The sequence below is a fragment of the Bradyrhizobium sp. DOA1 genome (genome assembly GCF_001593325.1).
Taxonomy (GTDB): domain Bacteria; phylum Pseudomonadota; class Alphaproteobacteria; order Rhizobiales; family Xanthobacteraceae; genus Bradyrhizobium.
Genome location: NZ_JXJM01000001.1, coordinates 4,806,625 through 4,829,289, shown reverse-complemented (window position 1 = coordinate 4,829,289; position 22,665 = coordinate 4,806,625). Strand labels below are relative to the sequence as shown.

The following is a 22,665-nucleotide window of genomic DNA, read 5'->3' as shown; positions in this document are numbered from 1 at the left end:
CGGGTCAAGCCCCGGGCATGACGCCCGTGCCGAACTATGCCGCCGCGTTCGGGAAGCGGTAATCCTTGAACTGGTCGCGCAGCGCCGTTTTCAGGATCTTGCCGGTGGCCGTGTGCGGAATCCCGTCGACGAAGGCGACGTCGTCGGGCATCCACCATTTGGCGATCTTGCCGTCCATGAACTTCAATATCTCCTCGCGCGTGGCCTGCTGGCCCTGCTTGAGCTGCACGATCAGCAGCGGCCGCTCGTCCCATTTCGGGTGGAACACGCCGATCACGGCGGCTTCCGCCACGGCGGGATGGCCGACCGCGAGGTTTTCCAGGTCGATCGAGGAAATCCACTCGCCGCCGGACTTGATCACGTCCTTGGAGCGGTCGGTGATCCGCATGTAGCCGTCCTCGTCGATGGTCGAGACGTCGCCGGTGTCGAAGAAGCCGTCCTCGTCGAGGATGTTGGCATCGACCCGGTAATAGGCCTTGGCGACGGCTGGTCCCGCGACCTTGAGCCGCCCGAAGGTCTTGCCGTCCCAGGGCAGCTCCTTGCCGGCATCGTCGGTGATCTTCATCTCGACCGCGAACGGCGCATAGCCCTGCATCTGGAGCACGTCGAGCTTGGCATCGCCGGTTGCGTTCTGGAACGGCGGCTTCAGGGCCGCGACGCTGCCGATCGGGCTCATCTCGGTCATGCCCCAGGCGTGGCGGACGTTCGAGCCCATGTCGAGGAAGGCCTTGATCATCGAGCGCGGCATCGCCGAGCCGCCGCAGATCACCATCTTCAGGTCCGGCAGCTTCAGATTGTTCGCGGCCATGTGCTGGAGCAGCATCAACCACACCGTGGGTACGCCCGCGGTATGCGTCACCTTCTCGGTCGAGAGCAGCTCGTAGACCGAGGCGCCGTCGAGCTTGGCGCCGGGCATCACCAGTTTGGTGCCCTGCGAGGGCGCCGAGAACGCGATGCCCCAACTGTTGGCGTGGAACAGCGGAACCACCGGCAGCATTGTCTCGGACGCGCTGGTGCCGAGCGCGTCGACATTGTTGGCCATCAGCGCGTGCAGCACGTTGGAGCGATGCGAATAGAGCACACCCTTGGGGTCGCCCGTCGTGCCCGACGTGTAGCACATCGCCGCTGCCGTGTTCTCGTCAAAGTCCTTCCATTTGAATTTGCCGTCGGCCTGCGCAATCCAGTCCTCGTAGGCGACCGCCTGCTTCAACGTGGTCTCGGGCATATGCGCCTTGTCGGTGAGCACGACGTAGCGTTCGACGCTCGGCAGCTTGTCGGCGATCTTCTCCAGGATCGGAATGAAGGTGAGATCGGTCACCACGATGCGGTCCTGCGCATGGTTGATGATCCAGGCGATCTGTTCGGGGAAAAGGCGGGGATTGACGGTATGGCAGATGGCGCCGATCCCCATGATGCCGTACCACACCTCGAGATGGCGCCAGGTGTTCCAGGCAATCGTCGCGACACGGTCGCCGAGCTTGATGTTGTCGCGGTCCAGCATCTGCGAAACCTTGAGCGCACGCTTGTGGATCTCGGCGTAGGTGGTGCGGTGGATCGGTCCCTCGACCGAGCGCGTGACCACCTCCTGCTTGCCATGAATCCTTGCGGCATGTTCGATGATCCGGTGGCAGAGCAGGGGCCAATCTTGCATCAAACCGAGCATTCTCACGTTCCTCCGAGAAGTCGCTGGGCGCGTTGTCGCTCTCAGCGTTGGGCCAAAGAATTGTCATGAGTTTTAGCCTGCCGGACTTTCGCCGCAAATGGTCTTGTCGCGGCTATATGTCCACTGGGGCGGCAATGGTTACCGCTGCGGCGGGGCTGTTGCTGCTCGCCGAAACGGCAGAGGCGCGGAAATATCCTGCGCCGCTCGATATCTTCAATTTTGGAACACCAAAGCCGCGCGCTGCCGTTCGCGCCGCCAAAATTCCCCTTCCCAAGCCGCGCCCCGAGGAGGCCCCTAAGGCAACCTCGAAGGCATCGGAGGAGAGCCCGCCAGAGGCCGCCGGCAAGCCGGCTCCCGACAAGCCGAGCGCGGACAAGCCCGCCGAGGCGGCGCCGCCGCCCGAGAAGCAGGCCTCGGCCTGCCGGCTGGCGCTGACGGAGGAGATCGCGATCGCGCCGTCCATTCCCGATATCCGCGGCCCCGGCGCCTGCGGTGGCGAGGATCTGGTGCGGCTGGAGGCCGTCGTGCTGCCGGACAAGCGCAAGGTGGCGGTCAAGCCGGCGGCCATCCTCCGCTGCACCATGGCGTCCGCCCTTGCCGATTGGGTGCGCAAGGACATGGCGCCGCTGGCGACCAGCCTCGGCTCCGCGGTGAGCGAGCTCGACAATTTCGACAGCTTCGAGTGCCGCGGCCGCAACCGTGTCGCCGGCGCGATGCTGTCCGAGCACGGCAAGGCCAATGCGATCGACGTCCGCGGCATCAAGCTCGCCAACGGGCAGTCGATCGGCCTCACCGACCGGACCATGTCGCGCGAGGTGCGCGAGCGCGTGCTGCATTCGGTGTGCGCGCGCTTCTCCACCGTGCTCGGTCCGGGCTCGGACTGGTACCACGAGGACCATATCCATCTCGATCTGGTGCAGCGGCGCAACGACTATCGGATCTGCCAGTGGAACGTCTGGGATCCCCTGCCGCAGGTCGCTCCCCTGCTGCCGGCGGAACGGCCTGAAGAGGCGCCGCCGCGCGAGGTCGCGGCCAAGCCGGAGACCAAGGAGGGTGCCGAGGACGAGACCGCGGAGAAATCCTCTCCGTCCAAGGACAAGTCGGAGCCGAAGAAGAAGGCTCAACCATCCAAGCCGGGAATAAAAAAGCGCCGGTAAAACCGGCGCTTTTGATTGTCTGAGATCAGGAGGTGATCAGTAGCTGGCCGCTTGGCCGGTCTGGCTGCTGCCGAGCGCAAGGCGCGAGTTGTAGGGCGAGTCGCCGTGCTTGGGCTCGAGCACCACGACGAGGGTGCCGACCTTGACGCGATCATAGAGATCGATCGCGTCCTCGTTGGTCAGGCGAATGCAGCCTGACGAGATCGAGGCGCCGATATATTCCGGCTGGTTGGTGCCGTGGATGCGGAACAGCGTGTCCTTGCCCCCCGAATGGAGGTACAGCGCGCGGGAGCCCATCGGATTGTCCGGGCCGGGGGCGACATAGGTCGGCACGCCCAGGCGCGAGATTTCGCTGGGGGTAGGGTGCCAGGGCGGCCACTCGGTCTTGCTGGCCACCTTGGCGATGCCCGACCAGGCCATCGCCTCTTCACCGACGGTGATGCCGTAGCGGATCGCCTTGCCGCCATCCAGCACGTAATAAAGATAATGGTTGTCGGAATCGACCACGATCGAGCCCGGCGCTTCCTTGCGGTGGTACTGGACGATGGCGCGGCGGAACGGCTCTGCAACCGCAGTATTCTCGTACTTGACCTTGGCGAGGAGTTCCTTGTCCTTCGGCTTGAACGCCTTGGTGTCGGTCGCCTCGTAACGCGTGGTGGCCTGCATGCAGCCCGACAGCATCAGGCCGGCGGCCAGAATCCCAAAAATAACTTTCAGCGACGACATGGTTTGGTTCCAATCAAAACAATACCGTGCGGAAGGCATGAGCTTACCGCCCAAGTTCCTCGACTCCGTTGATCCCATTATCGTTGAAATCTGCCACAATTCCAGCACTGAAGGCCTTATCCCGCGCTGCGAGGTCCAACCTGTGGCTTTTCTGCCGCAAATTTTTGCGGTTTTGGGATCGCCTAAGCCGCAAACTGTCGATTCCTTGCCACAGTTGAGCCTTGCCCCCACCCAAAATACCAACGCTTCGTTAATGCTGTTGTCATCGTGAACTTGTCAGAATCGCGCTAAGGGCTGTCGTTCTGTCGCAGGATCTCTGGAGTGGTCATGTTTTCGGTATTCGTTCCCTCCGAGTCCTCGCTCAAGAAGGCCGTCATCGAGGATCTCTCCACCCTGCCGGAGAACGCGGTCTGGATCGACCTCGTCAATCCCAGTGCGGCCGAGGACAAGGCGGTGGAGCGGCTGGCCGGCATCGCCATTCCGACCCGGGAAGACATGCAGGAGATCGAGATCTCCAGCCGCCTCTACATCGAGAACGGCGCGCGCTATATGACCGCGACGCTGATGTGCCATTCCGATACCGACATGCCCAGGACCACGGCGGTGACCTTCATCCTCGGCGACCACCGCCTGGTGACGGTGCGCTACGATCTGCCCAAGCCGTTCGCCCTGGTGGAAGCCAAGCTCGCCCGCTCCTGCACGCCGGCGATCACCGGCGAGATGGTGCTGATGGAGCTCCTGGACGCCGTGATCGACCGCTGCGCCGACATCCTGGAGCGCTGCGGTTCCGAGATCGACCAGGTCAGTCACGACATCTTCGAGCCCGAGAGCGAGCGCCACGGCCACGCCAAGCAATATTCCCAGATCCTGATCTCGATCGGCCGCAAGGGCGACCTCACCTCGAAGGTTCGCGAGAGCCTGGTCTCGATCGGCCGCGTCGTCACCTTCCTCTCCGCGGTGGTCGAGGGCGTGAAATGGTCCAAGGACATGCGCGAGCAGCTCAAGACCATGCAGCGCGACGTGGCCTCGCTGACCGACCACGCCTCCTATCTCTCCAGCAAGATCACCTTCGTGCTCGACGCCATGCTCGGCGTCGTCAATCTCGAGCAGAACAACATCATCAAGCTGTTTTCGGTCATGGCCGTTGTCCTGATGCCGCCGACGCTGATCGCCTCGATCTACGGCATGAACTTCAAGGTGATGCCGGAGCTCGAATGGATCCACGGCTATCCGATGGCCCTGGTGATGATGCTGATCGCGGCGATCGTCCCGTACTGGATCTTCAAGTTCAAGAAGTGGCTGTGAATCCCCGCCGCTCTCGGAAAATAGCTACCGAGACCTTACGCTATTCGCTGAGACACGGTCGATCGTGTCGCAGAATAGAGCGGGATTGCGGCCGCGCGGTGATGCCTGCTCGCCGCCCCAATTCCTCCGGTAAAATTTGAGCGGTGGGCTGAACGTTTGCGCGAAACTTGTCTGCGATAAGCAGCGTGTTAGCCGCGAGGAACAGCCATGGTTGAAAAACACATAACGACGCCCCGCAACGTCATCGATCTGGCGCACTATCGTCAGGCGGTGACGAGCGGCAGGGCGCCGTCGTTGTCGGCGCGCATGTGCCGGCACTGTGGTGCTCCGCTGCTCGACGGCGAGAACGACGACGACTGCTCGACTGCGTTCAGCACGGCCGCTCCGCGGCCACGCGAGAGGTCGCGTCGGATTCGACTCGATTGAGGAACGGGGAGGAAGGGCGGGCGATCCAGGTCTTGCGGCGGCGTTGTCTGGATCGCCTTGCTTTCCGTCTTTCGGCAAATCAGCCAGTGCTTCACGATCTGCGCGGCCTATTCTTCGCTTGGCGAAGCTTGATGAGCTGAAATCGAAACCGTCATGCCGAACTCTGCAAGCAGTGCAATGAGTTCGCCGTCGAACGTTGCGCTTTTCATCAGAGGTCCATCCATGATGATTCCGATGTCGAGGTTGGGCGCCTCCACTTCGTCGGGGTGCTGATGCGCGTAGGCAAGGCCCTCTCTATTTTCGGCGATGAACTGCTTGATTTGTTTCATTAGCTCAGTTCGGCTCGACGCATCGGCGACATCGTAGAAAAGCTGCTCGTGCCCATCATCCGACACCTCCTTTCGATAGAAGGGAGCGGTCAGCCGCTTGGCAATGCCATCCTCAAGCGACTGCCTACGATCTGCAAAACACACAGCATGGCTTCCCCAAATGAGAGGGATCGGAAAGCGCTTCAGCGCAATTCAATCGGCTTGCCATCGAATGCGGTCCGTCAAGGTTGGTCACCGCTCGGGATAATTTCACCGTCATTGCGAGGAGCGAAGCGACGAAGGAATCCAGAGTCGTTCCGCAGAAGGGTTCTGGATTGGTTCATCGCAAGGGCTCCTCGCGATGACGCGCGGAAGCAGCATCCGCCTCACTCCGCTCTCGTGCCCCGGACGCAGCGCCGCGGCCGATACAAAGCATCGGATCAAACGTGCTGGCCGCCGTTGATGTGGATCTCGGCGCCGTTGACGTAGGATGAGGTGTCCGTGCAAAGCACGTAGATGATCTTGGCGACCTCGTCGGGTGTGCCGAGCCGGTGCATCGGAATCTGCTGGTCGACGATCTTCTCGGTGCCCGGCGACAGGATCGAGGTGTCGATCTCGCCCGGCGCGATCGCGTTGACGCGCACGCCGACGCGGCCGAAATCCGAGGCCATCTCGCGCGTCAGCGCGGCGAGCGCGGCCTTGGACGTCGCATAGGCGGCGCCGGCGAAAGGATGCACGCGCGAGCCCGCGATCGAGGTGACGTTCACGACCGAGCCCTTGGCCGCCTTCAACTCCTCGATCAGCCCGCGCGCGATCATGATCGGCGCGAAGAAGTTGACGTGGAAGACGTGCGTCCAGGTGTCGAGATCGGTGTCGACCGAGCCGAGCCTGGAGCCGCCCGGGCCCTTCGGCGAGATCGCGGCGTTGTTGACGAGGGCATGCAGCGTGCCGCCCTCGAGGCGATTGCGGATCTCGGTGATCGCGCGCGCGGTATCCTGGGGATTGCCGAGGTCGACCTGGATGTGGTCCTCAGGGCCTGCGTCCCACGGGCAGTCCTCCGGAAAAGGATGCCGCGAGCAGGTGATGACGCGCCAGCCGGCCGAGGAGAAGCGGATCACGGTGGCATGGCCGATGCCGCGGCTGGCGCCGGTCAGCAGGAGCGTACGACGCGGCAGATTGGACGAATGCGGCATGGACATCTTTCAAATCGGCCCAAAGCTTTAAGGATACATCCGCGTCTTGGACCACGGCTGGCCGGCCGCGTCACGGCGAAATTCGATGCGGTCGTGCAGGCGGAATGGGCGGTCGTGCCAGAACTCGATGCGCGAGGGCGTGATGCGCCAGCCGCTCCAGCCCGGCGGCCGCGGTACCTCGCCGATGACGTATTTGGCCGCGACCTTGGCGACGGCCTGCTCGAAGGCGAAGCGGCTTTCCAGCGCTTCGGACTGCTTGCTCGCCCAGGCGCCGATTTGGGCCTGCTTCGGTCGCGTCGCGAAATACGCATCGGCCTCCGCATCGGTCACCGGCGTCACGTTGCCGCGGATGCGGACCTGACGGCGTAGCGACTTCCAGTGAAAAAGTAACGCTGCCTTAGGATTTGCGGCGAGTTCGCGGCCCTTCTGGCTCGCGATGTGGCTGTAGAAGACGAAACCCTCGGTATCGAAGCCTTTCATCAGCACCATGCGCACGTCGGGCAGGCCGTCCGGATCGACGGTCGCGAGCGCCATCGCGTTCGGATCGTTCGGCTCGCTCTTGATCGCCTCGTTCAGCCAGGACTCGAACAACGCAAATGGCTCGTTGGCGGCGGTGAAATCACCGGATGTTAAGGGTGTCTGGTGTTTCATCGATGTCGTGTCGGTCATGTCCGGAGTCCGAGTTGCGTCCCGCGGCCCAAAACGCGTTGCTGTCCGCTACCGCCCTATATAGGGCATGGGAACGCGTTGGCCTATCGGCGATCCGGCCATCCGGCTTCGTCGTGACGATGATTCTGATCGGGTGCGGTGCCGGCGGCTGCAGCTTTTCGCGCAGCGACGGCAGCGCCTATGCCAAGGCCGAGGACAACGACTTGACCGGCTCGATCACGCGGCCGACGAACGGCCCGCCGACCGAGACCGATCTCGCCTTCACCCGCAATGCCGCCTCCGACGTCCTCAGCAAGGGCGACAAGGATTCCAGCCAGCATTGGGAGAATCCGGAGACCGGGGCGCGCGGCTCGGTCACGCCGATCGCACAGTCGTATGCCGCCGAGGACGGCCGCAAATGCCGCGACTTCCTGGCAAGCTACGTCAACGGCAATACCGAAAGCTGGCTCCAGGGCGCCGGCTGCCAAAGTGGTCGTGGCCGTTGGGAGATTCATACGCTAAAGCCGTGGCGGAGCTGAGCATGATCCGGACCCGGAGGGCCGCGTTCGCGAAAAGTGGGGACTGGTTTTCCGCTAAGATCATGCTTGAATCATCGAGGGGCGGTGCGCGCTCCTAGTTGCAAAAATGCCACTCTCTCCCCACATGATCCGGAGGTGGGGCGGGGAGCCCTTTGAACAATTTCGATATCTTGAAGGAGACGTGACGGATGCGCGACCCCTATGAGGTCTTGGGGGTGCCGCGGAGCGCCAACGCTGCCGCCATCAAGAGCGCCTATCGCAAGCTTGCCAAGAAGCACCATCCCGACAGCAACAAGGGTGACCCGAAGGCCGCCGAGCGCTTTGCCGAAATCAACTCGGCCAACGAGATCCTCGGCGACGAGGACAAGCGCAAGCAGTTCGACCGTGGCGAGATCGACGCCGAGGGCAAGCCGCGCTTCCAGGGTTTTCCGGGTGGCGGCGGTCCGCGCGGGCGCGCGGGTCCTGGCGGCTTCGAGAGCTATACGTTCCGCAGCGGTGGTACCGGTGGCGGCCCGGGCGGCGGCGCGTTCGAGGACATCCTCAACAGCATGTTCGGCGGCGGGATGCGCGGCGCGCGGCCGGGCGCCGGCGGCGGCGCCCAGTTCGATTTCGACACCGGCGGGATCGGGCTCGATCTCGACGTCAACGTCGCCATGTCGGTGTCGCTGGAAGAGGCGGTCAACGGCGGCGAGAAGCGCGTCCGGCTGCCCACGGGCAAGGAGCTGAACGTCAAGATCCCGGCCGGCGTCACCGAAGGCCAGCAGATCAGACTGCGCGGGCAGGGCGAGAGCGCGCAGGGCCATCCGCCCGGCGATCTCCTGATCACCATTAACATCGCGCCCCATCCGCACTTCAAGGTCGAGGGCGCGGACTTGCGGATCGACCTGCCGGTCACGCTTTACGAGGCGGTGCTCGGGGCCAAGGTCCGGGTGCCCACGCTCGGCAATGCCGTGGAGCTCTCGGTCCCGAAAAACACGTCCAGCGGCCGGACCTTCCGCCTGAAGGGCAAGGGGCTGCCGAAAGCCGGCGGAGCCGGGGACCTCTTCGTCGTCATCAGGATTATGCTACCGGACGGGAACGATGCCGAGCTTGAGGCATTGATGGAAAAGTGGCGGGACCAGCACCCCTACAATGCGCGTAGTGGGGTTGGTTAGGCGTGATCCAACTGAAGGGGTTCTCCCAAGAGGTCTAGAGCATCGTCAGGCAGATGATGCTCATCATATGCCAGAGGCGCGGGTGCGCTTCTCGGCTGATATGCTCGACGTGTCGGCTGTCCGGCGGGGCAGGCGATAAATAGGTGCGGCCTCGAGAGGGGGACCAGCGCGGTACCAAAAACCCCAATCGAGGCCGCCCGCGTCGATCGGCGGATCGAACGCTGCTCATTTTCGCGTGATCATCCGGTGCGATAATGAGACGCGTCGATGTCCTGATTCCAAATTTTCAATGTCGGAATCGAGGCACCGCATTCATGCGGTTGCTCAGGTGCCGTTTTTCTCCGCCTGGTCGTACACCGCCTGCGCCACCTTGGTCAGCCGATCGCGGTCGCCGCCGCCGCTGACGACGTAGCCGACCCCGCGCTCGGCCCAGAACAGCGCGCCGTCCTTGTCCGTTTTGGCATAGCGCATCTGCGTCGCCCCGCTCTCGGTCTTGGTCGCGTAGATCGTGAACCGCTCGCCCGAGGCGCCCTCATACATCAGGAACGATGCCGGCCCGTTCGGTCCGGGCAGAAGCCGGCCGCCGACGAGCTTCAGCCCGCTCGCCTCCAGGTTCGGCGCGAACACGGTCCAGCCGCAGCGCCGGGTCAGCCAGGCCTGGAGGTGGTCGCGCTCGTTGCCGCCGACCTCGACGGGGTGGCGGACCTCGACGACATAGAGGCGGTGGGCGTCGAGCGCGTCCGCGGTCAAGCTCTGGAAGGTCGAGGGCGCGTTGGCGGCGCCATGCGCGACCCAGCCGGCGGTGCCGCCGGCGACGAAGGCAACCAGCACGGCCGTGGCCGCGCCATAAAACCATTGCCGGGGGCGGCGCTCCAGCCGCTCGAGCTCCAGCCGTACCGGCACCGGCTCCAGGACGACGGAATCGTAACGGGCGTGCAGCATCTCGGCCATGGCGCGCCAGGACTGCACACGTTCGGCCTCGTCGGGATTGGCGGCAAGAAAAGCCTCGACATCAGCGCGACGTTCGGCCGGCAGCTCGCCGTCGACATAGGCGTGCAGTTCGTCTTCGGTGATCGGAATGTTGCGGTCGTTCATATCGGTCGTCTCTGGCCTTGCCGCCTAAAATGTCCTTCGTAACTCGACGTCGCCCGCCCCATCGGCATGCGGGTGGACGATACCCGATGCATCGACCCTGCCATCATTTCACCCGCCTGAGCGCCGGGCGCTCGCCCTCCAGCGACGCCCTGACGTGGGCGCGGGCGCGCGCCAGTCGCGACATCACGGTGCCGATCGGCACGCCCTGGATGTCGGCGACTTCGCGATAGCTCATGCCCTCCAGCATCACCAGCAGCAGCACCGACCGCTGCTCCTCGACGAGCGTGGCCAGCGCCTTCTCGATGTCGCGGCCTTCGGCCTCGGTCCCGCTGGCATCCGGATTGTTGTCCGTCAGCGGCATGAATTGCGGCCGCCTCGCCAGCGATCGCCGCCTGTTCTTGTTGAGGTTGGTCAGGATCGTATAGAGCCAGCTCCTGACGTCGCCTCCGAGGAACAGGCGCTCCGAACGCAGCGCGCGCACCAACGTATCCTGCACCAGATCGTCGGCCGCATCCGCATCGCGCGTGAGCGCGCGAGCGTAGCGGCGCAACGCCGGGATCATGGCTTCCACACTCTGGCGAAACGCATTCATTGCGGTCATGACGTCCGGGTGTTCGGGGCAAGCGCCTCAACGATCATAACACCCGAATGGAACGGCTATTCCGGCGCTCGAAACAGCGTTAACGCCACGTATTAGGACTGTACCGCGAAGGAGGGCTGGTGTACCTCCAGACCTCAACCCGCGCGATGGGACATCGAAAAATGGCGCAGAATTCAGGTCTGATGCAAGGATTGATGCACGGCAAGCGAGGCGTGATCCTCGGCGTTGCCAACAACCGCTCGATCGCCTGGGGCATCGCCAAGGCATGCCACGCGGCTGGCGCCGAACTCGCCTTCACCTATCAGGGCGATGCGCTCAAGAAGCGCGTCGAGCCGCTCGCCGCGGAGATCGGCGGGCTCGTGCTCGGCCATTGCGACGTCACGGACGCTGCATCCATCGATGCCGCCTTCGCGGTGCTGAAGGAGAAGTGGGGCAAGATCGACTTCCTGGTGCACGCGATCGCCTATGGCGAGCAGCTCGATGGCCGCTACGTCGACACCACGCAGGAGAATTTCTCCAAGTCGATGCTGATCTCCTGCTATTCGTTCACCGCGGTGGCGCAGCGCGCGGAGAAGCTGATGACGGACGGCGGCTCGCTCATCACGCTCAGCTATTACGGCGCCGAGAAATGGATGCCGCATTACAACGTGATGGGCGTGGCGAAGGCCGCGTTGGAGGCCAGCGTGCGCTATCTCGCCGCCGATCTCGGCGAGAAGAACATCCGCGTCAACGCGATCTCGGCAGGTCCGATCAAGACGCTCGCCGCGTCCGGTATCGGCGATTTCCGTTACATCCTGAAATGGAACGAGGCCAACGCGCCGATGCGGCGCAACGTCTCGACCGAGGACGTCGGCGGCAGCGCGCTGTATTTGCTCTCCGATCTGTCGCGCGGCGTGACCGGCGAGGTGCACCACGTCGATTCCGGCTATCACGTGCTCGGCATGAAGCGCCCGGACGCGCCTGATATCTCGTTCGGCGGGAAGGACTAGCCTTTAGCTCGAATGTCCGTGCTCACGATCTACTTCCTTCGCCATGGCGAGACCGAGTGGAACGCGCTCGGACGGCTCCAGGGCACCCAGGACGTCCCCCTGAACGCAAAGGGCCGCGGCCAGGCGGTGCACGCGGCTGATGTTCTCGCCGATCTGTTCAGGCGCGAGGGCAAGGACAAGGCGGCGGTGCCATACGTGGCAAGCCCGCTCGGGCGAGCGCGCCAGACCATGGAACTCGTGCGCGGCAAGCTCGAACTGCCGCCTGCCGACTATTCGCTCGACGACCGCCTGCGGGAGATCGGCTATGGCACCTGGGAAGGGCTGACACTGGCCGAAAGCGAGGCCTTTGATCCCCATGTCTATGCAAGCCGCCTCGCCGACAAATGGACGGTCGCGCCGGCCGGCGGCGAGACCTATGCCGCCGTGCAGCTGCGGATGCTCGACTGGTACGAGTCGCTCCTGGTCGACACCGTCGCGGTGGCCCATGGCGGCACCTGCCGGGCCCTGATGGTGGCTCTGGGCATCGAGACCCCCGCCAGCGCGGCTGAGCTCTATATCGAGCAGGGCGCCGTCTACGTGTTTCGGGATGGGGGCCTGGAGAAATATAGCTAGGGGCAGCGGCGCCTCCTCCGCCGTCATGCCTGGGCTTGTCCCGGGCATCCACGGGCTTCCTTGGTTGCGGCACCCAAGAACGTGGATGGCCGGGACAGGCCCGGCCATGACGAACTCCGCAGGCATTTGACCCCCCATCGAGAGCGCGTTACCACTCGCCGGAACCTCACCAGCGAGCAGCGATGTCCTTCAACACTTTCGGCCACATGTTCCGCGTCACCACCTTCGGCGAGAGCCATGGGGTGGCGATCGGCTGCGTGGTCGACGGCTGTCCGCCGATGATTCCGCTCACCGAGGCCGACATCCAGCGGGACCTCGACCGCCGCCGGCCCGGGCAGTCGCGCTTCACCACCCAGCGCCAGGAGCCGGATCAGGTGAAGATCCTGTCCGGCGTGATGGCGCATCCGGAGACCGGCGTGCAGGTGACGACGGGCACGCCGATCGGGCTCTTGATCGAGAACACCGACCAGCGCTCGAAGGACTATTCGGAGATCAAGGACAAGTTTCGTCCTGGTCATGCCGACTTCACCTATGAAGCGAAGTACGGCCTGCGCGACTATCGCGGCGGCGGGCGTTCCTCCGCGCGCGAGACGGCGATGCGCGTCGCTGCCGGCGCGATCGCGCGCAAGGTGCTGCCCGACGTCAAGGTGCGCGGCGCGCTGGTGCAGATCGGTCCGCACAAGATCGACCGCGCGAAGTGGGACTGGGACGAGATCGCGAACAACCCGTTCTTCTGCCCCGACAAGGACAAGGCCGCGTTTTTCGAAACCTATCTCGACGGCATCCGCAAGAGCGGCTCCTCGATCGGCGCGGTGATCGAAGTCGTCGCCGAGGGCGTGCCGGCGGGCCTGGGCGCGCCGATCTACGCCAAGCTGGATTCCGATCTCGCGGGCGCGATGATGACCATCAACGCGGTGAAGGGCGTCGAGATCGGCGCCGGTTTTGGCGCGGCAGAACTGACTGGTGAGGAGAACGCCGACGAGATGCGCACCGGCAATGACGGCACGCGCTTCCTGTCCAACCATGCCGGCGGCGTGCTGGGCGGCATCTCTACCGGACAGCCGGTGGTGGTGCGCTTTGCTGTGAAGCCGACCTCGTCGATCCTGCAGCCGCGGCTCACCGTCGATCGCAGCGGCGCCGACACCGAGATCTTCACCAAGGGTCGCCACGACCCCTGCGTCGGCATCCGCGCCGTCCCCGTCGGCGAGGCCATGATGGCCTGCGTGCTGGCCGATCACTTCCTGCGCGATCGCGGGCAGGTGGGGCGGTAACGCATGATCCGGAAAGATGTGAAGCGATTTTCCGAAAAGATCATGCGCCAGATATAATGTCGCGGTACTAGCCCACCGCGCAGCTTGACGGCCCCGCAACTTCGTCCGCAAATGCGGGCATGAACAGCTCCGAGCTCCAGCGCGTTTTGAATTGGCTGATCGACGGCGCCTGGTCGGCTCAGGAGCCGGCCGAGATGATCGCCGATTTCTGCGAACGTCTGGTCGCGGCCGGCCTGCCGCTGTGGCGGTTCGGCATCTTCATCCGCACGCTGCATCCCGAAATCTTCGGCCGCAACTTCATCTGGCGGCAGGGCGAGGATGTCGAAATCGGCAGCGTCGATTTCGATGTCCTGGATACGCCCGAATTCGCCCAAAGCCCGCTTCGTATCGTATTCGAGCAGAGCGTGGAGGTGAGAGGGCGGGTCGATGATCCCAACAGCAAGCGGTTTCCGATCGTCGACGACATGCGCGCCGAAGGGGCGACCGACTATATCGCAGTGCCGCTGCCGTTCCTCGACGGCTCGACCCATGCGACCAGCTGGATGACACGGCAGCCCGGCGGCTTCAGCGATGAGGACATAGCGGCAATCCGGGCCATCATCGCGCCGCTCGCGCGCGTCAGCGAGATCATCAGCCTGCGCCGCACCGCCGAGATGCTGCTCGACACCTATGTCGGTAATCGCGCGGGCGCGCGCATCCTGGGCGGCCAGATCCGCCGCGGCCACAACGACACCATGCAGGCGGCGATCTGGCTCTCGGATCTGCGCGGCTTCACCGCGCTGTCGGACCGGCTGCCGGCCGAGGCGGTGGTCACGATCCTCAACCATTATTTCGATTGCCAGGTCACCGCGATCCGCGGCCATGGCGGCGAGGTCTTGAAATTCATGGGCGATGGTCTGCTCGCCGTGTTTCCCATCGACGAATATGTCGGCGATGCCGCCCATGTCTGCGCAGGCGTGCTGGAGGCGGCGCGCGAATCCCGCGCCAGCGTGGAAGCGCTCGCCATCCCTGTCGGCGAGGCCGTCGAGCGTTTCCGCTTCGGCGTCGCGCTGCACGTCGGCAATATCCTGTATGGCAATATCGGCGGCGGCAACCGGCTGGACTTCACCTGCATCGGCCCCGCCGTCAATCTCGCGGCGCGGCTGGAGAAGATCACGGGGCGGTTGGGGCGAACCGTCGTCGCCTCGGAAGGTTTCGCCAATGTCTGCTGGCACGATTGGCACGAGCTCGGCGAATTTCCGATCGCAGGATTTTCCAAGGCGCAGCGCGTGTATGGGCTGGCGGAAGAGACGTACGCGCAGGCCGGCTGAGCCCTATTCCTCCGGCTCCGTCGTGAACAGCAGCGGATAGCCCTTGGCGCGGCCGGCGTCGGTGGCGCGTGTCGCCTTGGTCTCGGCGACGTCCTTGGTGAACACGGCGACGACGCAGGTCCCCAGCTTGTGTGCGGTGATCATCACCTTGTAGGCCTGAGCCTCGGTCATACGGAACTCGGCCTTGAGGATCATCGTGACGAACTCTCGTGGCGTGTAGTCGTCGTTGATCAGGATGACCTTGTGCAGCCGCGGCCGCTCGACCTTGGTCTTCGTCCTGGTTTTCGGCGTGGTGACGGTATCGTTCATCGTGTCCTGAAACGCCCCGGCCCTGATCAGCTCCAGCCGTCTCATCATATTGCAGACGCCCGGCCTGCTCCAAGATGGCCGATGTGGTCGTGATCATGCCGTTGCGGATGGGCAGGAATGCGTGGCTGCGCTGCCTACGGAAGCGCGCGGACGAGCTGCAAGGCGGCGATCAGCGCGCCCACGGACAGCACCACCGATGCAATCATATAGACGGCGGAGGCAACGGTCTGGCCGCGTTCGATGAGATACCAGGCATCCAGCGAGAACGTCGAGAACGTCGTGTATCCGCCGCAGATGCCGACAGTCAAAAATATCCGGGCAGCCTGCGGCAGGTTCCATCTCGTCGCGAACAGCGCGGTGAAGACGCCGATCAGGAACGATCCCGTCACGTTGATGATCAGCGTGCCCCAGGGAAAGTCGGTGCCGAAGGCGCGGCCCGAGCCGATGGCAACGAGATAGCGCACGACCGCGCCGAGCGCTCCGCCGGCGGCGACCGCCAAAATGTACTGGGTGTTCAACGTCCCGTTTCCTGGTTTGCGACCTGCATCATTCGTCCTTTACCGCCAGCCCGCCGCCGATCGCGAATAGCCCAATCAGTGAGACCAGCGCGAAGCCGAGACCCGCGAGGAACGTGCCTGCCGGACCGTAGACGTCCCACAACGCGCCGGCGATCACGCTCGCAGCGAGCAGAGCAAGACCCGTGAACAGGTTGAAATAGCCGAAGGCGGTGCCGCGCAGGCTTGGCGGGGCGGCATCGGCGACCATCGCCGACAGCAAGCCTTGCGTCAGTCCCATATGCAGCCCCCACAGCACAACGCCGAGCGCGAGGCCCGCAAGGCTCGGCAGCAAGGCCAGCGCGAGGTCGGCAGCGGCGAGGAAGACCAGGCCAAGCGCGAGCAGGCCGGTCCGGTTGATCCGGTCCGACAGCACGCCGGCCGGATAGGCCGACAGCGCATAGGCGACGTTCATCAGCACCAGCACCGCCGGCACCCACATCGCACTGAGTCCGATGTTCTGTGCGCGCAGGATCAGGAAGGCCTCACTGAAGCGCGCCAGCGTGAACACGATTCCGACCGCGACGACGCGCCAGTACACCGCTCCTAGCTGGCGCATCGCGGCGAGATTGAGCGGATTCTTCGCACGCTCCCGGCTCGGATCGGGGTTCGGCTCGCTCACGGCGAAGGCGATCAGACCAAAGGCCAGAAAGGCCGGAAGCACCGCCACCCAGAACACGATGTTGAAATTGTCGGCCGTCCACCACATCAGGCCGATCGCAACGAGCGGCCCGAGGAAGGCGCCGATGGTGTCGAGCGATTGCCGCAGCCCGAAGCTTGCGCCACGCAGGCCGACCGGAGCGATGTCGGCGATCAGCGCATCGCGCGGTGCGCCGCGGATGCCCTTTCCGACGCGGTCGATGAAGCGCGCCGCCACCAGCCACCCGACGCTTGGCGCAAGCGGAAACAGCGGTTTGGTGAATGCGGCCAGCCCATAGCCGAGCGCGGCGAGCAGCTTGCGGCGGCCGAGCCAGTCCGACAGCGCGCCGGAGAAGATCTTGGTGATCGAGGCGGTCGCCTCGGCAATGCCTTCGATAAAACCGACGGTGAGCGTGGAGGCGCCGAGCATGGTGACGAGATAGATCGGCAGCAGCGCATGGATCATCTCGGAAGAGATGTCCATCAGCATCGAGACGAAGCCGAGCACCCATATTCCCCTGGGCAGCGAGGTCCGCGCAGCATTCGGTGTCGTCGTCGTCACGCCTTCTCCTGACCCTGCCTTTCAGGCAACAAAAAACCCGCCGTCGGCGGGTTTGTCCATGCTCCCGCCAAAGGCAGAGCCTCTATGAGAGCCCCACCTCGAGCAGGAGTCATCAGCCCAATACGGCAACGGACCGCCGGGCGGTTGTCGGGGGACTCCATCCCCATCTGTGCGGCCAGCCTAGCATGGAAATTGTGCCGGACAAGTGGGTGGGGGCGTGTCTCCACATTGCACGTGTCATTCTGGGTGTGCGTCGCGAGAACCCGGAATGCCGAGAGTCTCGGCTGCGCGAGGACGTCTGTGATCGCGCGAGTTCCGGTGACGCAAGCGCGGCAACATGGCGGCGGGTTTGCGTGAAGTTTGCAAATTCCTAACTCGAATGTGAAGTGCAAACGATCTTCGCGCTTTGCGGCAAGGCGTTTGCATGTCACCATCGCGTCATACGACGGGAGACTGCTGCGATGCGCTTGCTGTTCTCGATCGGGGCTGTGCTGGTGGCCGGCGTACTCGCCGGAGGAGATGTGGCGGGCGTTGCGGCACCGGGGCCGAAATTTGAGCCGACCAAGACTCAGCGGCTCGCCGCCGACAAGGACGCGCAGGCGGTCGACGTCGAGCTGGTCCTGGCGGTCGATGTCTCCTACTCCATGGACATGGACGAGCTCGCGATCCAGCGCGAAGGCTACGCGCAGGCGATCCAGTCGAAGGAATTCCTCCAGGCCCTGAAGCTCGGCCCGAACGGCCGGATCGCGGTGACCTATTTCGAATGGGCCGCCTCCAGCGACCAGAAGATCATCATCCCCTGGCGGCTGGTGGACGGCCCGGAGACGGCGGACGCGGTCGCCGCCGAGATCATGAAGACGCCGATCCGTCGCGCCTCGCGCACGTCGATCTCCGGCGCGATCAATTTCGCGATGCCGCTGTTCGACGAAGATCCGTATCGGGGCCTGCGCCGCGTGATCGACATTTCCGGCGACGGCCCCAACAACAATGGCGGCCCGGTCACGGTGGCGCGCGACGCTGCGCTCGAGAAGGGCATCGTCATCAACGGTCTGCCGATCATGGTCAAGGAGCCGTCCTATTCGACGATGGATATCGACAATCTCGATTTCTACTACGAGGACTGCGTCATCGGCGGTCCCGGCTCCTTCGTCATCACGATCAAGGAGCGTGACAAGTTCAAGGAAGCGATCCGCACCAAGCTGCTGATGGAGGTCGCCGGCCGGACGCCGGAGCGCCCGGTGATGCGGGTTGCCGACAGGGAGCCGCGCGTCAATTGCATGATCGGCGAGAAGATCTGGTCGGATCGCTGGGGCCGCTGACAGCCTGGCTCCGTTGGGACTTTTCGCCTCATCTCGTCGGGCGATCGAGCTTAACCCCTCGTTAACCGGCACGTGGCCCTAATCCGGGTGTTTCAGTTTGCTTCCGATCGGACGCGAACGAAAGCGGGTTTGTCAGGCCCGTCCCTCGAGCAGTCCAATGGCCACCGTCTCAGCGACCACCAGCCAGATTTCTCCCGCCAACGAGCGGGTGTTTCGCCAGAGCAGGCTGCTCGGCGAATGGAAGGGCAATTGGGTCGGCAACAACCAGCCCGTCAGCTTCAACGTCATCAACATCCGCGGTGCCCGGGCGCAGGTCGAGTACACCCATAACGGGCGGACCGAACGTGGTTTTGCCGAGGTCAACGGCTCGCTGATCAGCTTCGGTGGGGTCACGGTCGGCACCAAGGACGGCAAGAACATGGTGCTGCTCTACTCCGTTGGCGGTGCCGGCAAGCAGACCGCCAATTTGGAGAAGCAGGATCCGCCGCCGTCTGACAGCCGTCTCATGGGGAGCTGGGGCGGCTATTCCAGCGACAACGGCAAGAGCGCGAGCTTCAAGGTGCTCTCGGTCAACGGCAAGGAAGCCCAGGTCAGCGTCACCACCGACGGCATTACCCGCCAGGGCACCGGCATCGTCTACAAGAACGTCATCATGTTCGGACAGGCGCAGATCGCCACCGACGACGGGCAGAACGGCAGGATCATCTATCAGGTCGGCAGCAAATCCTTCATGGTGCCGGTGACCAAATATCCGCCGGCTGATTCATCCTCCACGCTCGACAAGACCGCCTGAGCGCACGGCGTTGCCGGCGCGGGCTGCCGTCCTCACCATTTCGGCGGTCGCTTCTCCACGAACGCTCTCAAGCCCTCCTGCGCCTCGTCCGAGGTCGCGACGTTGCAGAAGTCGTCCACGGCGCTGGCGATGCTGCGCCGGTAGTCCAGATCGATCTGGCGCATGAAGGCGGCGCGGCCCATGCGCAGCACCGCCGCTGATTTCCCTGAGAACTGCGCTGCGAGCTTTGCGACCTCCGCCTCGAGCTCCGCATCGCTGACGACGCGGTTCACCACGCCGAGCTCGCGTGCCTCTGTGGCGCTGAAGACGCGGCCGGTGAACAGCAGCTCGAAGGCGCGGTGACGTCCGACGATGCGCGGAAGATGAGCATAGTGGATCGCCGGGATGACCCCGACGTCGATCTCGGGATAGCCGAACGTCGCGCTCTCGGCCGCCAGCACGACGTCGCAGGACACTGCCATGGTCATGCCGCCGCCGCGGGCCGCGCCACCGACCGCCGCGATCGATGGTTTTCCGAGCCCGTACTGGGCGTCGTAGAGGTCGATATAGAGCGCCTGGAGGAATTCGCGGATCTGGGCGCCGGGCTTGCCGAGCAGGATGTCGAGATCGAGGCCCGCCGAAAAGCGTTTGGCAAACGCGCTTCCCAGCACGACCACGCGCGCATCCGGATCATCGGCGGCGCGGCGGAGCGCGGCGACGACCGCGCGGATGACTTCGAGGCTCAGTGCGTTGACGGGCGGGCGGCGCAGCGTGATGCGGGCGATGTTGCCAGCGCATTCGTAAGTGACGGGATTGTCGGATGTCACCGGGTTCTCCGGGCTTCAAGATATCGATCGCTTCAATTGCCGGTCGATCTTCCAACAACAGCGTCGTAGCCCGCCAGCTTACGTGACGGCCCGAGCGAGGCAAGGAGCTCCATGCGGCGTCAGGCTGCGGCATCGGCATGGCCGTATGCCGCAGTCACGCGACCCCCCTGTGATACGGTCAGATCCGCGCCTCCAGGATCAGGTTGAACGGGGTTTCGGCGGCGCGACGGAAGCGCGAGAGGCCGCCTTCGTGCGCGACCTTGCGCAGCCTTGCCTCGCCGGCTTGTGCGCCGAGCGCGAGACCGACCTCCTGGTCCAGCGAGGCCGGTGTGCAGATCATGGTCGAGGCCGCATAATAAACGCGGCTGACCGGATTGAGATTGTCTTCAAGGCGATCGCCTGCGAACGGCTCGACCAGCATGCAGGTGCCGTCCTCGGCCATGGTCTTCCGGACATGGCTGATGGCGCCGACGGGATCGCCCATATCGTGCAGGCAGTCGAAGAAGCAGACGAGGTCGTATCCCTCGGCCGGATAAGACTTGGCCGAGTGAACGGCAAAGGAGACCCGATCGTCCAGCTTGGCCTCCGTAGCGGCCTTTCGCGCGGCCTCGATCGAGCCCTCGTGATAGTCGAAGCCATAGAAGCGCGAGTTCGGAAAGGCCTCTGCCATCAGCCGTGTCGAAACGCCGTGGCCGCAGCCGACATCGGCCACCTTGGCGCCGCGCTTGAGCTTGTCCACGACACCGTCGAGCGCAGGCAGCCACTCCTGCACCAGATGATGCATGTAGCCGGTGCGGAAGAAGCGCGCGGTGCCGCAGAACAGGCACTCGCTGCGCCGGTTCCAACCGACACCCTTGCCGGTTCTGAACGCGTCCGTGATCTTCGGCTCGTCGAGAAAGGCAGCGGCGATGACATTGCCGACCGCGCCGAGGAACACCGGGCTGTCCTGATCGGCCAGCGCCATTGCCTGTTCCGGCAGCATCGAGAATTTTCCGGATGCTGCATCATATTCGACGTAGCCGGATGCCGCCTGGCTCGCGAGCCATTCGCGGACATAACGTTCCGCCGTGCCGGTGGCGCTCGCGAGCTCGGCGGAGTTCATTGGCCCTTTGGCGGCGAGGGCGCGGTACAGGCCGAGTTTGTCGCCCAGCAGGACCAGCGACGCGTTCATCGCGGCCCCGACCTCGGTGATCATCTTGCCCATAAAGGCATTCAACCTGTCGGTATTGACCTCCATGACAGCCTCCATGTGATGGCATTTTCAAGTGTCTTGGACACGGACGCGGGCAAGCGCGTCCTTTAGATGGGTCCGTTCGTCATGGAGCAGGTTCAATGCGTCAGGAAAAGGTGATCCGGTGGGGGAACCACCGGCATCGCGTTGCTGGCAATCTTGGGAGCCGGCGGGTATGATTTGGGAAGTTCCTGACGGTTATCTGAATGCCAGGCTTTGCTACTTCACCCGCGCTCGCAATCCTCTTTGCCGCGCTCTGCGTTTGCGCAGCTCCCGCTCATGCGCAAGTCGCGCCCCTGAGATATTGGATTCCGGGCGGACCCTTCGGCCTTGGCGGCAGCGATGGCCAGAGCGCCGATACCTATGGCAATTTCCAGAGCTTCAATGCCGGCGATGCTGGGAGCCGCGCCAATTTTGCGAACGGCTTCTTCGTCGGCAGCCAACGGGGCAACCTCAATTGGAGCGGCCTCGGCCAGACTGGTTTTGCCGGTAATTTCAGCGCGCTGTCCTATGACAGCACGCAGTTCGGCTACAACACCAAGACGGCGGGCGGCTTGCCCGTCACGTTCTTCGCAGGTGTCGAGACGCTGAAATTCGGCAACGGCATCGGCAGCTCGATTGCGCCGCTGACATCCGGCGCCGCACCGGGATACAGCGCATTTGCGGGTGTCGAGTTCAAGCCCACCTCCAACCTCAGTCTGTCGTTTGGGGCCGGATTCGGCCAGCAGGACTCGGGCCGCATGGACAGCGACATCAGATCGAACATGCTGCCGGGCGAGTCTCCGGCGCTGAGTGGGCTTCGGCGCTAAAGCATGATCCGGAAAAGTGCGAAGCGGTTTTCCGGAAAGATCATGCGTCAACAATAAACCAAAGCGCGATGATATTCATCGCGCTTTAGCGTCTAAACTTCGCCACCAGCTCCACATGCGGCGTGTGCCGGAACTGGTCGACCGGCACCACCGCTTCGAGCTTGTAGCCGCCGTCGATCAAGAGCCGCGCATCGCGCGCGAAGGTCGCGACGTTGCAGGACACGGCGACGACGACGGGCACCTTGCTTGTGGCAAGCTTCAGCGCCTGCGCCTGCGCGCCCTGGCGCGGCGGGTCGAACACCACGGCGTCGAAATCGCGCAGCTCTTGCGGCAGCAGCGGGCGGCGGAACAGGTCGCGTGGTTCGGCCTTGATCGGCTTCAGGCCGGGTGTGCGCGCCGCTTTCGCGAGCGCGGCGATGGCGCCGGGGTCGCTGTCATACGCGGTGACGCGCGCCTTCTCGGCAAGCCGTAGCGCGAACGGGCCGACGCCGCAGAAGAGGTCGAGAACCTCCTTGGCCTTGCCGACGCGCTCGGCAACGAGCGCCGCAAGCGTCTCTTCGCCCGCCACCGTGGCCTGCAGGAACGAGCCCGGCGGCAGCGTCACCTCCGCGCGGCCCATCCTCACCGTCGGCGGCAGGCGTTGCAG

Annotated in this window: 26 protein-coding genes and 1 riboswitch; of the genes, 12 read left to right on the top strand and 14 right to left on the bottom strand. The window is 64.3% G+C overall.

Annotation, left to right across the window (positions count from 1 at the left end):
* Positions 1-34: 34 nt before the first annotated feature.
* Entirely contained in the window at positions 35-1,663 is a 1,629-nt protein-coding gene (locus SE91_RS22595; protein ID WP_061849174.1) for a fatty-acid--CoA ligase, read from the bottom strand.
* Positions 1,664-1,728: 65 nt separating this feature from the next.
* On the opposite strand from SE91_RS22595, the gene SE91_RS22590 reads away from it, so the two are divergent.
* Positions 1,729-2,820, top strand: a complete 1,092-nt coding sequence (locus tag SE91_RS22590) for an extensin family protein (protein ID WP_061849173.1) — start codon at positions 1,729-1,731, stop codon at positions 2,818-2,820.
* A gap of 36 nt (positions 2,821-2,856) precedes the next feature.
* On the opposite strand, the gene SE91_RS22585 is transcribed toward SE91_RS22590, so the two are convergent.
* Complete coding sequence (locus tag SE91_RS22585; protein ID WP_061849172.1) at positions 2,857-3,546, bottom strand: L,D-transpeptidase; 690 nt, start codon at positions 3,544-3,546, stop codon at positions 2,857-2,859.
* Here SE91_RS22585 and SE91_RS36445 point away from each other — a divergent pair.
* Both SE91_RS36445 and SE91_RS22580 read left to right on the top strand, forming a co-directional pair.
* The gene (locus SE91_RS36445) at positions 3,545-3,817 is read left to right on the top strand and encodes a hypothetical protein (protein WP_156489730.1); all 273 of its coding nucleotides are present in this window, start codon (positions 3,545-3,547) and stop codon (positions 3,815-3,817) included. The two genes, SE91_RS22585 and SE91_RS36445, sit on opposite strands and share 2 nt — an antisense overlap.
* Before the next feature lie 56 nt (positions 3,818-3,873).
* Entirely contained in the window at positions 3,874-4,851 is a 978-nt protein-coding gene (locus SE91_RS22580) for a magnesium transporter CorA family protein (protein WP_008551347.1), read from the top strand.
* 263 nt (positions 4,852-5,114) lie between these two features.
* Here SE91_RS22580 and SE91_RS37200 read toward each other — a convergent pair whose 3' ends face one another.
* The 4 genes from SE91_RS37200 to pdxH all read right to left on the bottom strand — a co-directional run bounded on the left by SE91_RS37200 (position 5,115) and on the right by pdxH (position 7,447).
* The gene (locus SE91_RS37200) at positions 5,115-5,372 is read right to left on the bottom strand and encodes a hypothetical protein (protein WP_197489500.1); all 258 of its coding nucleotides are present in this window, start codon (positions 5,370-5,372) and stop codon (positions 5,115-5,117) included.
* A gap of 12 nt (positions 5,373-5,384) precedes the next feature.
* Complete coding sequence (locus SE91_RS22575; protein WP_061849171.1) at positions 5,385-5,750, bottom strand: hypothetical protein; 366 nt, start codon at positions 5,748-5,750, stop codon at positions 5,385-5,387.
* 275 nt (positions 5,751-6,025) lie between these two features.
* Positions 6,026-6,778 carry an SDR family NAD(P)-dependent oxidoreductase gene (locus tag SE91_RS22570; RefSeq protein ID WP_061851250.1) on the bottom strand — a complete coding sequence of 251 codons (753 nt, stop codon included), beginning with the start codon at positions 6,776-6,778 and terminating at the stop codon, positions 6,026-6,028.
* A 27-nt stretch (positions 6,779-6,805) separates the two neighbouring features.
* Complete coding sequence (gene pdxH / locus SE91_RS22565) at positions 6,806-7,447, bottom strand: pyridoxamine 5'-phosphate oxidase (RefSeq protein ID WP_061849170.1); 642 nt, start codon at positions 7,445-7,447, stop codon at positions 6,806-6,808.
* 119 nt (positions 7,448-7,566) lie between these two features.
* Here pdxH and SE91_RS22560 point away from each other — a divergent pair, with 119 nt between their 5' ends.
* Together SE91_RS22560 and SE91_RS22555 are read left to right on the top strand one after the other, a co-directional pair.
* Positions 7,567-7,965, top strand: coding sequence for an RT0821/Lpp0805 family surface protein (locus SE91_RS22560; RefSeq protein ID WP_349541374.1), 399 nt, complete (start codon positions 7,567-7,569; stop codon positions 7,963-7,965).
* A gap of 188 nt (positions 7,966-8,153) precedes the next feature.
* Positions 8,154-9,119 (top strand): DnaJ C-terminal domain-containing protein, encoded by a 966-nt coding sequence (locus tag SE91_RS22555; RefSeq protein ID WP_061849168.1) that lies wholly within the window; start codon positions 8,154-8,156, stop codon positions 9,117-9,119.
* Positions 9,120-9,443: 324 nt separating this feature from the next.
* On the opposite strand, the gene SE91_RS22550 is transcribed toward SE91_RS22555, so the two are convergent.
* A complete protein-coding gene (locus tag SE91_RS22550; RefSeq protein ID WP_061849167.1) occupies positions 9,444-10,214 on the bottom strand; it encodes an anti-sigma factor family protein in 771 nt (256 codons plus the stop codon).
* Between the two features lie 103 nt (positions 10,215-10,317).
* Positions 10,318-10,806: a sigma-70 family RNA polymerase sigma factor gene (locus SE91_RS22545; protein ID WP_061851249.1), complete on the bottom strand. Its 489-nt coding sequence runs from the start codon at positions 10,804-10,806 to the stop codon at positions 10,318-10,320.
* A 170-nt stretch (positions 10,807-10,976) separates the two neighbouring features.
* Between SE91_RS22545 and fabI the strand changes: the two genes are divergently transcribed.
* The 4 genes from fabI to SE91_RS22525 all read left to right on the top strand — a co-directional run bounded on the left by fabI (position 10,977) and on the right by SE91_RS22525 (position 14,997).
* Entirely contained in the window at positions 10,977-11,804 is an 828-nt protein-coding gene (gene fabI, locus SE91_RS22540; RefSeq protein ID WP_060735337.1) for an enoyl-ACP reductase FabI, read from the top strand.
* A 12-nt stretch (positions 11,805-11,816) separates the two neighbouring features.
* Positions 11,817-12,416, top strand: coding sequence for a histidine phosphatase family protein (locus SE91_RS22535; RefSeq protein ID WP_061849166.1), 600 nt, complete (start codon positions 11,817-11,819; stop codon positions 12,414-12,416).
* Between the two features lie 182 nt (positions 12,417-12,598).
* Positions 12,599-13,687, top strand: a complete 1,089-nt coding sequence (aroC, locus tag SE91_RS22530) for a chorismate synthase (protein ID WP_061849165.1) — start codon at positions 12,599-12,601, stop codon at positions 13,685-13,687.
* Between the two features lie 119 nt (positions 13,688-13,806).
* Complete coding sequence (locus SE91_RS22525) at positions 13,807-14,997, top strand: adenylate/guanylate cyclase domain-containing protein (RefSeq protein ID WP_061849164.1); 1,191 nt, start codon at positions 13,807-13,809, stop codon at positions 14,995-14,997.
* A 3-nt stretch (positions 14,998-15,000) separates the two neighbouring features.
* Here the strand turns inward: SE91_RS22525 and clpS are convergent, their stop codons facing one another.
* The 3 genes from clpS to SE91_RS22510 all read right to left on the bottom strand — a co-directional run bounded on the left by clpS (position 15,001) and on the right by SE91_RS22510 (position 17,061).
* On the bottom strand, positions 15,001-15,306 hold the full coding sequence (gene clpS / locus SE91_RS22520) for an ATP-dependent Clp protease adapter ClpS (protein WP_008551298.1): 306 nt from the start codon (positions 15,304-15,306) through the stop codon (positions 15,001-15,003).
* A gap of 134 nt (positions 15,307-15,440) precedes the next feature.
* Positions 15,441-15,824 carry a fluoride efflux transporter CrcB gene (gene crcB, locus SE91_RS22515; RefSeq protein WP_061849163.1) on the bottom strand — a complete coding sequence of 128 codons (384 nt, stop codon included), beginning with the start codon at positions 15,822-15,824 and terminating at the stop codon, positions 15,441-15,443.
* A gap of 28 nt (positions 15,825-15,852) precedes the next feature.
* Positions 15,853-17,061, bottom strand: coding sequence for an MFS transporter (locus SE91_RS22510; RefSeq protein ID WP_061849162.1), 1,209 nt, complete (start codon positions 17,059-17,061; stop codon positions 15,853-15,855).
* A gap of 96 nt (positions 17,062-17,157) precedes the next feature.
* Positions 17,158-17,235, bottom strand: a riboswitch (Fluoride riboswitch).
* 287 nt (positions 17,236-17,522) lie between these two features.
* Between SE91_RS22510 and SE91_RS22505 the strand changes: the two genes are divergently transcribed.
* Entirely contained in the window at positions 17,523-18,380 is an 858-nt protein-coding gene (locus SE91_RS22505; RefSeq protein WP_061849161.1) for a DUF1194 domain-containing protein, read from the top strand.
* 157 nt (positions 18,381-18,537) lie between these two features.
* Positions 18,538-19,173 carry a hypothetical protein gene (locus SE91_RS22500; protein WP_061849160.1) on the top strand — a complete coding sequence of 212 codons (636 nt, stop codon included), beginning with the start codon at positions 18,538-18,540 and terminating at the stop codon, positions 19,171-19,173.
* 32 nt (positions 19,174-19,205) lie between these two features.
* On the opposite strand, the gene SE91_RS22495 is transcribed toward SE91_RS22500, so the two are convergent.
* Positions 19,206-19,979: an enoyl-CoA hydratase/isomerase family protein gene (locus SE91_RS22495; protein WP_061849159.1), complete on the bottom strand. Its 774-nt coding sequence runs from the start codon at positions 19,977-19,979 to the stop codon at positions 19,206-19,208.
* Positions 19,980-20,157: 178 nt separating this feature from the next.
* A complete protein-coding gene (locus tag SE91_RS22490; protein ID WP_061851248.1) occupies positions 20,158-21,216 on the bottom strand; it encodes a class I SAM-dependent methyltransferase in 1,059 nt (352 codons plus the stop codon).
* Positions 21,217-21,416: 200 nt separating this feature from the next.
* On the opposite strand from SE91_RS22490, the gene SE91_RS22485 reads away from it, so the two are divergent.
* Complete coding sequence (locus tag SE91_RS22485; RefSeq protein WP_061849158.1) at positions 21,417-22,019, top strand: hypothetical protein; 603 nt, start codon at positions 21,417-21,419, stop codon at positions 22,017-22,019.
* 85 nt (positions 22,020-22,104) lie between these two features.
* Here SE91_RS22485 and SE91_RS22480 read toward each other — a convergent pair.
* Positions 22,105-22,665, bottom strand: a 561-nt coding sequence (locus tag SE91_RS22480) for a class I SAM-dependent RNA methyltransferase (RefSeq protein WP_156490041.1), incomplete at its 5' end; no start/stop codon positions are given.